This window comes from Motiliproteus coralliicola (genome assembly GCF_003345655.1).
Taxonomy (GTDB): Bacteria; Pseudomonadota; Gammaproteobacteria; order Pseudomonadales; family Balneatricaceae; genus Motiliproteus; species Motiliproteus coralliicola.
The window spans coordinates 1-12,596 of the sequence record NZ_QQOH01000002.1 but is presented as its reverse complement, the minus strand read 5'-3'; the positions used below and the strand labels follow the sequence as shown (position 1 = coordinate 12,596).

General features: G+C 57.7%; 9 protein-coding genes and 1 rRNA gene. All 10 read right to left on the bottom strand.

Going from position 1 to position 12,596, the window contains the following annotated elements:
- Positions 1–7: 7 nt before the first annotated feature.
- The 10 genes from DV711_RS06955 to rrf all read right to left on the bottom strand — a co-directional run bounded on the left by DV711_RS06955 (position 8) and on the right by rrf (position 12,593).
- Positions 8–643, bottom strand: a complete 636-nt coding sequence (locus DV711_RS06955; protein ID WP_207802603.1) for a protein-L-isoaspartate(D-aspartate) O-methyltransferase — start codon at positions 641–643, stop codon at positions 8–10.
- Positions 644–678: 35 nt separating this feature from the next.
- Positions 679–1,419 (bottom strand): 5'/3'-nucleotidase SurE, encoded by a 741-nt coding sequence (gene surE / locus DV711_RS06950; RefSeq protein WP_114694967.1) that lies wholly within the window; start codon positions 1,417–1,419, stop codon positions 679–681.
- A gap of 5 nt (positions 1,420–1,424) precedes the next feature.
- Positions 1,425–2,477, bottom strand: coding sequence for a tRNA pseudouridine(13) synthase TruD (gene truD / locus DV711_RS06945; protein WP_207802569.1), 1,053 nt, complete (start codon positions 2,475–2,477; stop codon positions 1,425–1,427).
- 54 nt (positions 2,478–2,531) lie between these two features.
- Complete coding sequence (gene ftsB / locus DV711_RS06940) at positions 2,532–2,819, bottom strand: cell division protein FtsB (RefSeq protein ID WP_114694965.1); 288 nt, start codon at positions 2,817–2,819, stop codon at positions 2,532–2,534.
- Positions 2,820–2,958: 139 nt separating this feature from the next.
- Positions 2,959–4,254, bottom strand: a complete 1,296-nt coding sequence (eno, locus tag DV711_RS06935) for a phosphopyruvate hydratase (protein WP_114694964.1) — start codon at positions 4,252–4,254, stop codon at positions 2,959–2,961.
- Between the two features lie 67 nt (positions 4,255–4,321).
- Positions 4,322–5,947: a CTP synthase gene (locus DV711_RS06930; RefSeq protein ID WP_114694963.1), complete on the bottom strand. Its 1,626-nt coding sequence runs from the start codon at positions 5,945–5,947 to the stop codon at positions 4,322–4,324.
- A 110-nt stretch (positions 5,948–6,057) separates the two neighbouring features.
- Complete coding sequence (gene tilS / locus DV711_RS06925; protein ID WP_114694962.1) at positions 6,058–7,416, bottom strand: tRNA lysidine(34) synthetase TilS; 1,359 nt, start codon at positions 7,414–7,416, stop codon at positions 6,058–6,060.
- A 60-nt stretch (positions 7,417–7,476) separates the two neighbouring features.
- Positions 7,477–8,427: an acetyl-CoA carboxylase carboxyl transferase subunit alpha gene (gene accA, locus DV711_RS06920; protein WP_114694961.1), complete on the bottom strand. Its 951-nt coding sequence runs from the start codon at positions 8,425–8,427 to the stop codon at positions 7,477–7,479.
- 97 nt (positions 8,428–8,524) lie between these two features.
- Positions 8,525–12,025, bottom strand: coding sequence for a DNA polymerase III subunit alpha (gene dnaE, locus DV711_RS06915; RefSeq protein WP_114694960.1), 3,501 nt, complete (start codon positions 12,023–12,025; stop codon positions 8,525–8,527).
- Positions 12,026–12,477: 452 nt separating this feature from the next.
- Positions 12,478–12,593 (bottom strand): 5S ribosomal RNA (rrf, locus tag DV711_RS06910).
- Positions 12,594–12,596: the final 3 nt, after the last annotated feature.

Below are 12,596 nucleotides of genomic sequence, written 5' to 3'. Positions count from 1 at the left end.
TTACTGGCTAACGAACCGAACCGCTCAGCATCGGAACGAACTTGACGCCTTCGAGCACCTGCTGATCGAAGCTCTGCTCATCGGTACGCACCACCAGACGCAGCTCCTGCACGCGACCTCCAACCGGAATGATCATCCGGCCACCGATAGCCAGCTGTTCGAACAGCTCGGGGGGAATCTGCTCCGGAGCCGCCGCACAGGTGATGGCATCGAACGGCCCTTTCTCCGGCCAACCGAAGCCACCGTCGGCATGCTGAAACTGGACATTGCGAAGCCCCAGCTGGCGCAATCGCTGCCGGGCTTTCTCCTGCAGTGGCTGGATCCGTTCGACGCTGAACACCCGTCCAACCAAACAAGCCAGCACCGCGGTCTGGTAGCCCGAGCCGGTGCCGATCTCCAACACCCTTTCCGGAGTACCGCCGTTGAGCAGGGTCTCGGTCATCTTGGCGACGATATAGGGCTGCGAAATGGTCTGGTTGTAGCCGATCGGCAGGGCCGTATCTTCGTAGGCTCGATGGGCCAGCGCTTCATCGATAAACAGGTGACGCGGCAGCTCCTGCATCACCTCCAATACCCGAGGGTCATCGATCCCCTGCTCTATTAAGCGGCCGATCAGCCGTTCGCGAGTCCGCCGCGAGGTCATCCCTATGCCTTGAAGGTCAATCTTGTTCACTCGCTTTACTGCTCCTCAAGCCAGCTGGCCAGATTGTCGAAGCCCGAATACTGCGTCATATCAAAATGCAGTGGGGTGATCGACACATAGCCTTCACTAAGCGCATAAAAATCCGTGCCCGGACCGTCATCTTCGGACTCACCGGCTCCGGCAACCCAGAAGCGACGCTTGCCGCGCGGATCGATCGATTCGACCGGTTCACCACACAGGTAGCGGTGTCCCAACCGGGTCACATGGATACCCTTGATCTGATCCAGCGGCAGATCGGGGACATTAATATTGAGAACGGTTCGGGGGGCCACATTGAGTTGCTTGATCCGCGCCAGCAGATCATTAACGATGGTGGCGGCGCTGTCGAAGTGACGCTTGCCCGCCAACGAAATCGCGATCGACGGCCGGCTCAGATGCCGCCCCTCCATCGCCGCGGCCACGGTGCCGGAATAGAGCACATCGTCACCCAGATTGGCGCCGCAGTTGATCCCGGAGACGACGATCTCCGGTCGTGATTCGAACAGCCCGAACAACCCCAGATGGACACAATCGGTCGGTGTCCCGTTGATACTGACAAAGCCGTTATCGAGGGTGCTGGGTTCCAGCGGGCGATCTAGCGTCAGCGAGTGGCTGGCGCCGCTACGATCACGATCCGGTGCCACCACCTGAATCTGATACTGCTGCCCAAGCACCTCGGCCAATACCGCGATTCCCGGCGCATGGACACCATCATCATTGGAAATCAGCACCCGCATCGGTGTTACCCCTGAGTTTCTGAATCGGGATTTGCCGCTACCCGATAGCGGCAGATCTCACGCAGCACACTGGTGGCATAGGTTCCCGGCGGCAACTCAAAACTAAGCTGAAGCTGATCCGATTGCAGCCACCGCCAGGAAAACTCTCGGGGCAGAAACCGAACCGAACGACGCTCGCGTGTCTGGCCCAGTTTTTCCAGCCCCGCACCCCAGTGCTCGAAGCGTTGCAGTATATCAGTTTCCAACGCCAGCGACTCCGATTCCACCAGTGCTCGCCCCCGCCCCATCATCGGTGCGGTCGGGTGGGTTTCGATCGCTTCGATTTGGCGGCTCAACTCGGCAGGGTCAGTCTCCGGGGTCAGGTTGCTGGAGCCCCGGATCACCGGTCGATCACCCTCCAGATAGGCATCCCAGACGCCGCGCCGAATCCGCTCGGCAACGATCAGATTGAACAGGTAGGAGCGCGCCGCCGAGATCGCCATGCTGCGTTTATGCCGGTCGCGGATCCGGATCTCACCGGCCAGTAGTTTGTCGGCCAACTCCAGATTTCCACCGTCATGGCCGAAGCGCTGCTCACCGAAATAGTTCGGCACCCCGCGATCACGAATCGTTTCCAGCAGAGACTCGGGGATCAGGGTTTGGTCCAGCTCCCGGATCCGCAGCACAAAGCGGTTGGCCCGGTGGCCGCCGCGCTTGAGCTTGCGGTTATGTCGGGCACGTTGCAAGATCTCGACCGAATCGGGCAAACCACTCAGATCCGGATCCGCGCGCCCCGGCAACCACAGGCTGAACCACTGGGTGGTGACCGCGTGGCGATCCTTGAGTCCGGCATAGCTGACATCTTTGAGCTCGATACCGGCCAGCTTAGCCAGCTGACGAGCGATCCACTGGGTGTTTTCACCGCGCTTACGCAGCAAAATAAACAGGTGCTCACCCTCTCCGCAGGGCTCAAAGCCCAGCTGCTCATCGACCTGAAAATCTTCCGGCAGGCTACGAATCACGCCGGCATCGACAGGGGCGCCATGAACGCGAGGAAAGTCGAGATCATACTGACTCAAATGGGGAATCTCCGGTCGCTTCGACCTAATGGGTGTTGCCTGGCTAAGGCACGATTATTGTTGAGAGGTTTCGGACTCTGGTAACAGGAAGAAGGTTTCGCCGCGCTTGATCATGCCCAGTTCGCTACGGGCACGCTCCTCCATCGCCGAGGTACCTTCGCGCAGATCGTCGACCTCGGCACGTAACGCCTCGTTGCGCTCGATCAAGGCCTGGTTGGAGTCCTGCTGCTGTTCGATGGAATCCTGCAATGCCCAAACCGACGGCAGGTTACCGTCACCGAACCAGAGCCGGTACTGCAATCCCGCCAGCAACAGTATCAACAGGGCCAGCAACCACTTCATTCGCGCTTCAACCTACCCAAAACAAAATAAGCCCGCGTTAGTTATCCCTGAAAAGACTCCAATCCAGGCATGAAACGACCGGTGGGATCTTTTCAGGGGCAACCAGAAAAAAGGGGAGCCGAAGCTCCCCTTATTCGACTTAGGCCTGTCCTTTGATCTCGGAGCGGCCGTTGTAAGGCGCCTTGCCTTCCAGCTCGCCTTCGATCCGCAGCAGACGGTTGTACTTGGCAACCCGGTCTGAGCGGCACAGGGAACCGGTCTTGATCTGACCGGCGCGGGTAGCAACGGCCAGGTCGGCAATGGTGGTGTCTTCGGTTTCACCGGAACGGTGCGAGATAACGGCGGTGAAGCCGGCATCCTGCGCCATCTTGATCGCGTCCAGAGTTTCGGACAGAGAACCGATCTGGTTGAACTTGATCAGGATGGAGTTACCGATGCTCTGCTCGATACCACGGGATAGGATCTTGGTGTTGGTCACGAACAGGTCGTCGCCAACCAGCTGAACCTTGTCGCCGATCTTGCGGGTCAGGGTCGCCCAGCCGTCCCAGTCGCTCTCGTCCATACCGTCTTCGATGGAGACGATCGGGTACTTGGCACTCAGCTCAGCCAGGTAGTCGGCAAAACCTTCGGCGTCGAACTTCTTACCTTCACCAGACAGGTCGTACATGCCTTCTTTGTAGAACTCGGAAGAGGCACAGTCCAGCGCCAGAGTCACGTCCTCACCCAGCTTGTAGCCGGCGTTGGCGATCGCTTCGTTGATCACAACCAGCGCTTCCTCGTTGGAGGCCAGATTCGGGGCGAAACCGCCCTCATCACCCACAGCGGTGTTCAGACCGCGGGCCGACAGCACTTTCTTCAGGCTGTGGAAGATTTCGGCACCCACACGCAGGGCTTCGGCAAAGGTCGGAGCGGAGACCGGCTGAACCATGAACTCCTGGATATCGACGTTGTTGTCGGCGTGCTCACCACCGTTGAGGATGTTCATCATCGGAACCGGCATGGAGAACTCACCGGCGTTGCCGTTGATCTCAGCGATGTGAGCGTACAGCGGCATGCCCTTATCGGCAGCAGCTGCTTTGGCCGCAGCCAGAGACACCGCCAGGATGGCGTTGGCGCCGAAGTTGGCTTTGTTCTCGGTACCATCCAGATCGATCATGATCTGGTCCAGCGCGCGCTGGTCGGAGGCATCCTTACCCAGCAGCGCTTCACGGATCGGGCCGTTGACCGCCGCAACCGCTTTCAACACACCTTTGCCCAGATAACGGGATTTGTCGCCGTCGCGCAGCTCCAGTGCTTCACGGGAGCCGGTGGAAGCGCCGGAAGGGGCGCAAGCGGTGCCGAAGGCACCGGAAGCCAGGGTAACGTCGGCTTCGACGGTCGGGTTGCCCCGGGAATCGAGCACTTCGCGTGCCTTAATATCGGTAATTGCGGTCATGGGCTGATAACTCCAAGTCTTTGCTTAAATTTGAGTCGTTTAACCGGCGGTTTGCAGGATCCGGTGATCACTTACCGCTCTTTTCCAACGCTGCCTTGACGAAACCGGAGAACAGGCCATGGCCGTCACGGGGCGTTGAGGTAAATTCGGGGTGGAACTGGCAGGCAACGAACCAGGGGTGGTCTTCCACTTCAACCACCTCAACCAGGGTGCCGTCGATGGAGCGGCCGGAGATCTTCAGGCCAGCCTGTTCCAGTTGCGGCAGCAGGTTGTTGTTGACTTCGTAGCGGTGGCGATGACGCTCAAGCACCACCTCTTTGCCGTAGCATTCGGCTGCCAGCGAGTCTGGTTCCAGACGACATTCCTGCGCACCCAGGCGCATGGTGCCACCCAGGTCGGCATCTTCATCGCGAGTTTCCACATCGCCTTCGGCGGTAGTCCACTCGGTGATCAAGCCAACGACCGGATGCTCGCTGTTGGGGTTGAATTCGGTGCTGTTGGCATCGGCCATGCCGGCAACGTTACGGGCGAATTCGATGACCGACACCTGCATGCCGAGACAGATACCCAGGTACGGGATCTTGTTCTCACGGGCGTACTGTACGGTCAGAATCTTGCCTTCGACACCACGTTCGCCGAAGCCACCGGGTACCAGAATCGCATCGACATCTTCCAGTACGCCAGTGCCCTTGCGCTCGATATCTTCGGAATCGATATAGCGCAGGTTGACCTTGGCGCGGTTCTTGATGCCGGCATGGGTCATCGCTTCGATCAACGACTTGTAGGCATCCAGCAGTTCCATGTACTTGCCGACCATCGCGATGGTTACTTCACGGTGCGGATTCAGCTTGGCATCAACAACATCGTCCCACTCGGACAGGTCAGCCGGCTGACAGTCAATCCGGAACTTGTCGACGATGATCTCGTCCAGACCCTGCTCGTGTAGCATCCGCGGAATACGGTAGATGGTGTTGGCGTCTTCCAGTGCGATAACGGCACGCTCTTCAACGTTGGTGAACAGCGACAGCTTACGACGTGAATCGGCCGGGATCTCGTGATCGGAGCGGCAGACCAGGATATCCGGCTGGATACCGATCGAGCGCAGCTCTTTAACCGAGTGCTGTGACGGCTTGGTCTTGGTTTCACCGGCGGTGGCGATATAGGGCACCAGTACCAGATGCATAAACAGTGCCCGCTGTGACCCCAGCTCAACCTTCAGCTGACGGACCGCTTCCATAAACGGCAGCGATTCGATATCGCCGACAGTACCGCCGATCTCGACCAGCGCAATGTCAGCATCGCCGGCACCTTCGATCACGCGACGCTTGATCTCGTCGGTGATGTGCGGAATCACTTGTACGGTACCGCCCAGATAATCACCACGACGCTCCTTGCGCAGCACCTCTTCGTACACCCGACCGGTGGTGAAGTTGTTGCGTTGGCTCATGGTGGTACGGATAAAGCGCTCGTAGTGGCCCAAGTCCAGGTCGGTCTCGGCACCATCTTCGGTAACAAAAACCTCACCGTGCTGGAACGGGCTCATCGTCCCCGGATCAACGTTGATATAGGGGTCAAGCTTGAGCATGGTCACTTTGAGGCCGCGAGCCTCTAGAATAGCGGCCAATGAAGCGGAAGCGATGCCCTTACCCAAAGAAGACACAACGCCGCCCGTGACGAAGATATAGTGCGTCATTCGGAACCTGTCTGCAGATATAGAAAACGGTAAAATGCGGGAGGCGCAGGGCACCTCAAGATGGGGCTACAGTTTAGCTGAAGCCGTTTCGATCGACAATCAGAATTCACTCAGATTGGCCCCTTTTCCAGCCCGGTTGTCGAATCCCATTTCAAGCGCCAACCTGGCTGGCTCGCTCCGGCTTCAAAATCGGCTGAAATCCACAGATCCGCCACCGCCGCCAGCTCCTCATCCACATAGACCAACGGCATTTTTTCACGTAGCCAAGGCGGCACAGCGGCCTGTTGTAACAACTTCTTCAACGACCGACTGCCATCGCGTCCGGCCAGCCGAATCCGCTCGCCCCCTTGGCGCGGCCGTATCGTCACATGCGCCTGATCAGGAATCCGCAACCCCAGCCCGACCACCGGCTCCAGCTTTAACTGCCCGAACGGCAATAGCAGCTCGGTCACATGGCCAGAATTTAGCGTCACAGGTTGTGACCAATCGGTAGCCTCCTGCCCGAGATCTCTTTGAGTCTCGATTAGGTAAAGCCCCTTGCGATAGCGCCGGATGCTGACCCTGGCAAACTCAAAACGCGGCTGTGCATCTTCCCGGGCGCAGACCAGGTCTCGCCACAACTGGTGTAATTGTTGCTCGTTTGGATTGAGTTCCTGCTGGTGTAACCAGTGGCGCAATAGATTCCAGCGACGATGCTCAGCCAAACCCTTGAGCTGATCGATGGCCAAACCGCCTCCACTCAGACGACAAGCTTCAAGATCGATGCGAGCCAGGTCCTGGCTTAGTAACAGAGCGTCGCGGCAGTGGGAAGCACTTTTTCCGAAGGCGTTGGCCAGATCAGGCCAGCGCTGCTGTAGCGCGGGCAGCACCCGAGCGCGGAGATAATTACGGTTATGAACCAAGTCTTGATTGCTGGGATCTTCAATCCAACTCAAACCAAGGTCGAGCGCATACTGACGTAACTGTTCTCGGGTCAGTCCCAGCAAAGGTCGGAGCAACATGCCCTGCCCCAACGCTCGACTAGCCGGAATACCCGCCAACCCGCGCACCCCACCCGCCCGCAGCAACCGGAATAACAGGGTCTCGGCCTGATCATCGGCGTGGTGGGCTTGCAGCAATAGTCCGCCGTCTGCCATCAGCTCGGTAAAGATACGATAGCGCGCTTCCCGAGCCCGGTTTTCTAACCCCGCCCCCGCAGCAAGACCCGCATCATAACGTCGAAAATCAACCCCCAGCGACGCACAGACGGACTCGCAATGCTCAGCCCAACCATCCGCCTCCGGCTGCAATCCATGATGCACATGGACCGCCCCCAGACGCACCGACCTGCTCAAGCCGGCCTCGACAGCCAGCTGCAACAACACATGGGAATCCATCCCACCGCTATAGGCGATCCAGACCGGAAGCTCGGAGTGAAGCTCAGTCTCGGCCTGAAGCGATTGCAGTAAAGTTTCGGGAGAAAGTCGCATTGGAAAACGGACAGGGCGGAAAAAGAAAGGGCACCGAATGGTGCCCCTGGTATCCGTTGATCAGTTGATGCCGTAGGACATCAGGCGCTGGTAGCGTCGAGCCAACAGCTCGTCGGTATCCATGCCATCGAGTTCATCCAGGGTGCTGAGCAGCTGGCTCTTCAGCGATGCAGCCAGCAGGCCGGGGTCACGGTGGGCACCGCCCAGCGGCTCCTGAATTACTTCGTCAACCAATCCCAGCTCATGGAGACGCTCGGAGGTGATACCCATCGCCTTAGCCGCATCGGAAGCCCGGTCGGCGCTCTTCCACAGGATAGAGGCACAACCTTCGGGTGAAATAACCGAGTAGGTGGAGTACTGCAGCATCATCAGCTTGTCACAAACACCGATCGCTAGGGCGCCGCCAGAACCCCCTTCACCAACCACAGTCGAGATGATCGGGGTCTTCAGGCGAGACATGACCGCCAGGTTATAGGCGATCGCCTCGGATTGACCGCGCTCCTCGGCACCGATACCCGGGTAAGCACCCGGCGTGTCGATAAAGGTCATGATCGGCATCTTGAAACGCTCGGCCATCTCCATCAGACGCAGTGCTTTGCGGTAGCCTTCCGGACGCGGCATGCCGAAGTTACGCTTAACCTTCTCTTTCACTTCGCGACCTTTCTGGTGACCGATCACCATCACCGGACGCTCGTCGATACGGGCGATGCCGCCGACGATAGCCGCGTCATCGGCGTAATGACGATCACCATGCAGCTCGTCAAAGTCATCAAAAATCAGCTCAGCGAAGTCCAGCGTGTAAGGACGCTTCGGGTGACGCGCGATCTGAGCGACCTCCCAGGCGGACAGGTCGGAGAAAATTTTCTCGGTCAGCTCAACACTCTTCTGTTCCAGCTTGTCGATTTCATCGCTGATGTTGAGGTCGGAATCTTTACCGACGGTACGTAGCTCTTCGATCTTGGCCTGCAACTCGGCGATCGGCTGTTCAAAATCCAGATAGTTCGGGTTCATAGCTATAGGCTTCTGTATCTGAGACTCCGCCACCCAGCTGTTTGGCAGGGGTTGGCGGGATAAAAAATATCGGCAAGTTTACCTTGAGCGCCGGGCTTTAGCCACCGTAGAGCAGTTGTACCCGCTCTTTTCCGTACTGCTGTTTCAACTCCCACAGAAGCTCATCGGTAACACAGATCCTCCACTCTTCACCCAACAGCAGATCGGCCGCGGCATCCTCGCGTTGATAGCGGATTTTTACCGCAACCCCTTGCTCCAGACGATGCTGCGGTAACCAGCTCTCCAGGCTGCGCTTGAGATCACCATAGTCGGCAAAAAGTTCCAGTTGCAACGCCGATGCGAAGCGTCCGCGGGCCTGTGGAATATCGAGCACCCGCGACGCCTTGACCTTCAATTGGCCGGAGTAATCATCATGGGCGACCTCTCCCTCAACCACCAGAATCTTGTCTTTAGCGATCAATTCGCGATGCTGCTCGTAGGTGTCACCAAATAGAGTGACCTCCATCCGTGAACTGCGGTCATCCAGGGTCACGAAGGCCAGGGTGTCGCCTCGTTTGGTCTTGCGCAGCCGGACATCGATCACGAGCCCGACCATCTTTTGCTGATTGCCTCGGGCCGGCTTCAAGTCGACCAGTCGATTGGGGACAAACTGGCGCAGCTCGGCTTCGTACTCGTCGATCGGGTGACCGGTCACATAGAGTCCGAGGGTATCCTTCTCCCCCGCCAAGCGCTGTTTGTCGGGCCACTCTTCGATCTTGCCGTAAGGCTCGTAGGCATCACCGGCGTCCGCATGGGCCACCGACACTTCGCCGAACAGATCAAACATTCCGCTATCTTGGTTGCGGGCTTTCTGATCCGCCGCCTTCACTGCATCGGGAATAGCCGCCATCAGTACAGCCCGGTTGGGACCAATATCATCGAGCGCACCGCAGTGGACCAAGGCCTCTAGCACCCGCTTGTTGATGTTGTTACCGCCCACCCGTTCGCAGAAATCGAAGATATCGCTGAACGGGCCGCCTTCAGCCCGAGCACTGACGATTGCCTCGATCGGACCTTCACCAACCCCCTTGACCGCACCTAGGCCATAGATAATTTCGTTGTCGTCATTGACGGTGAACATATATTCACCGCTGTTTACATCAGGCAGCTTCAGCGTCAGCCCCATGTGGCGACACTCTTCGATAAAGATCACCACCTTGTCGGTGTTCTGCATATCCGACGACATGACCGCCGCCATAAACGGCGCCGGGTAGTGGTGCTTGAGCCAGGCGGTCTGGTAGGAGACCAACGCGTAAGCCGCCGAGTGAGACTTGTTAAAGCCGTAACCGGCAAATTTTTCTACCAGATCAAAGATGTTACCGGCCAGATCGCGGTCGATCCCATTGCCTTCACAGCCCTCGAGAAATCCGACCCTCTGCTTGGCCATCTCTTCAGGCTTTTTCTTACCCATCGCCCGGCGCAGCATGTCGGCGCCACCCAGCGAGTAGCCAGCCATCACCTGGGCGATCTGCATGACCTGTTCCTGGTAAAGCACCACCCCGTAGGTGGGCTCCAGCACCGGCTGCAGCGGCATATATTCAAAGTCGGGATGGGGGAACGACAGCTTGGCGCGACCATGCTTTCGGTTGATAAAGTCATCCACCATCCCGGAGCCCAGCGGCCCCGGACGGAACAGGGCCACCAGTGCCACGATATCTTCGAAGCGGCTCGGCAGCAGTCGCTTCATCAGATCCTTCATACCGCTGGATTCGAGCTGGAAAACCGCCGTAGTTTCACCGGCCTGCAGCATCTGGTAGATCGGCGCATCTTCAAGCTCGATCGTGGTGATATCCAGCGGCGCTTCGCCACGCTTGCTCTGCTGGCGATGGATCGTTTTCAAGGCCCAGTCGATGATGGTCAGGGTCCGCAGACCCAAGAAGTCGAATTTAACCAGGCCGGCCGCTTCGACGTCGTTCTTATCGAACTGGGTTACCAGGCCACCGCCGAACTCGTCACAGTAGAGCGGCGCAAAGTCGGTCAGCCGGGTCGGCGCGATAACCACCCCACCGGCGTGTTTACCGACCCCTCGGGTAACGCCCTCCAACTGGACCGCCATGTCCCAGATCTCTTGGGCTTCGTCGCTGGTGTCGAGGAACTCAACCAGTGCCGGCTCCTGCTCCTTCGCCTTGGCCAGCGTCATACCGACCTCGAACGGAATCAGCTTCGACAGTTTATCGGCCAGACCGAAGGACTTACCCTGCACCCGCGCTACATCGCGTACGACTGCCTTTGCGGCCATGGTACCGAAGGTGATGATCTGCGATACCGCATCACGACCGTAGGTTTCTGCCACGTAGTCGATCACCTTGTCACGATTATCCATGCAGAAATCGATATCGAAGTCGGGCATCGATACCCGCTCCGGGTTCAGGAAGCGCTCGAACAGCAGATCGTATTCGATCGGATCCAGATCGGTGATCTTCTGGGCATAGGCCACCAACGAACCGGCACCGGAACCTCGCCCAGGCCCAACCGGAACCCCGTTATCCTTACCCCATTGGATAAAGTCCATCACGATCAGGAAGTAGCCCGGAAAACCCATCTCGATAATGATCTTGAGCTCAAAATCGAGCCGATCATCATAGACCTTGCGCTTTTCGGCATAGTCCGGTTCATTCTTGTCGAGAATTTTCTCGAGCCGTTCTTCCAAGCCTTTCTGGGAAACGTCGATGAAGAACTCATCCATCGTCATCCCAGGCGGAATCGGATAGTTAGGCAGGTAATATTTACCCAGCTCTATCTCGATATTGCAGCGCTGGGCGATAACCCAGGTATTACTGATAGCCGATGGGATATCGGCAAACAGCTCACACATCTCATCGCTACTACGAAAATACTGTTGATCGCTGTAATGTCGTGGCCGATGTGGATCATCAAGAATACGGCCCTGGTTGATGCAGACCCGAGCCTCGTGAGCCTCAAACTCCGACGGCTGCATAAACATGACATCGTTGGTCGCCACTACCGGGCAGTTAAACTGGTCGGCCAACCCAAGACTGGCGTGCAGACACTCCTCATCGTTGGGTCGGTTGGTACGCTGTAGCTCGAGGAAGAAATCGCCAGGGAAAACCGCCATCCACTCCTGCAGCAATGCCTGAGCATCGTTTAAGCGTTCCCCCAGTAATGCCTGCCCGATCTCACCGTCTTTGGCCCCAGACAGAGCGATCAAACCCTGAGCCTTCTCCTTGATCCATTCCGCCTTAACCAACGCCCGCTCGGGTAACACACCCTGGCCATGCTGGTAGGCCATTGCGATCAATTCGGTCAGGTTCCGATAGCCGATACGATCTTTGACCAACAGCGTCATCCGCGTCGGCTCTTCGGCAGGATCAACCCGGTTCTCGACCCAAAGATCGGTACCACAGATCGGTTTTACACCGGAGCCCATGGCCGCTTGATAAAACTTGATCAGGGCGTAGAAGTTAACCTGATCGGTGAGCGCGACTGCAGGCATCTGCTGCTTGGCCGCTGCGGCTGCCAGCGCCTTTACCCGAACCAAACCATCAACGACGGAAAACTCAGAATGAACGCGCAGATGAACAAAGGGATTGGCAGTCATGAAGCACCGATCAAAGCATGAATGGAAACGCTCGATTATAGCGACAGGCCGGATTTGGCGTAAGCAATATTGAAACGGATTGAGCTTTTGGGCTGATGCTCGTCAAAGATAACAAAAGCCTTTACAGCCTATGAATCGGAACGACTAGGCAGACAGGAAGAGAGCTTGGCGATGGAACCCCCGGGGCCCGTAGCTTATTCGCATGAGCCCATGTGAACACTCACATGGGGGCGTTTTGCCTCTCGAGCGAAGCAAAGCTTCGCTACCAAAACGCGCTGAGCCAAGGATGGCGAAGCGGCAAAACCTACATGGATGTAGCGCACTCGGTATAGGCTTGGATTGAGATAGTAAGGCAGGCCCCGATACGTGTTGGCTTCCCGGCGCGTAGCGTCGGAAGCCGCTAAAACGAAAAAACCCCTAGCACAGCGTGCTAGGGGTTTCTCGTATTAGGCGCTTGGCGATGACCTACTCTCACATGGGGAAGCCCCACACTACCATCGGCGCTGATTCGTTTCACTGCTGAGTTCGGGATGGGGTCAGGTGGTTCCAAATCGCTATGGTCGCCAAGCAA

What these genes read in the sequence shown, in the direction of transcription:
- DV711_RS06955 (WP_207802603.1), bottom strand. Translation starts at nt 643, where the DNA reads ATGACCTCGCGGCGGACTCGCGAACGGCTGATCGGCCGCTTAATAGAG.
- surE (WP_114694967.1), bottom strand. Translation starts at nt 1,419, where the DNA reads ATGCGGGTGCTGATTTCCAATGATGATGGTGTCCATGCGCCGGGAATC.
- ftsB (WP_114694965.1), bottom strand. Translation starts at nt 2,819, where the DNA reads ATGAAGTGGTTGCTGGCCCTGTTGATACTGTTGCTGGCGGGATTGCAG.
- eno (WP_114694964.1), bottom strand. Translation starts at nt 4,254, where the DNA reads ATGACCGCAATTACCGATATTAAGGCACGCGAAGTGCTCGATTCCCGG.
- DV711_RS06930 (WP_114694963.1), bottom strand. Translation starts at nt 5,947, where the DNA reads ATGACGCACTATATCTTCGTCACGGGCGGCGTTGTGTCTTCTTTGGGT.
- tilS (WP_114694962.1), bottom strand. Translation starts at nt 7,416, where the DNA reads ATGCGACTTTCTCCCGAAACTTTACTGCAATCGCTTCAGGCCGAGACT.
- accA (WP_114694961.1), bottom strand. Translation starts at nt 8,427, where the DNA reads ATGAACCCGAACTATCTGGATTTTGAACAGCCGATCGCCGAGTTGCAG.
- dnaE (WP_114694960.1), bottom strand. Translation starts at nt 12,025, where the DNA reads ATGACTGCCAATCCCTTTGTTCATCTGCGCGTTCATTCTGAGTTTTCC.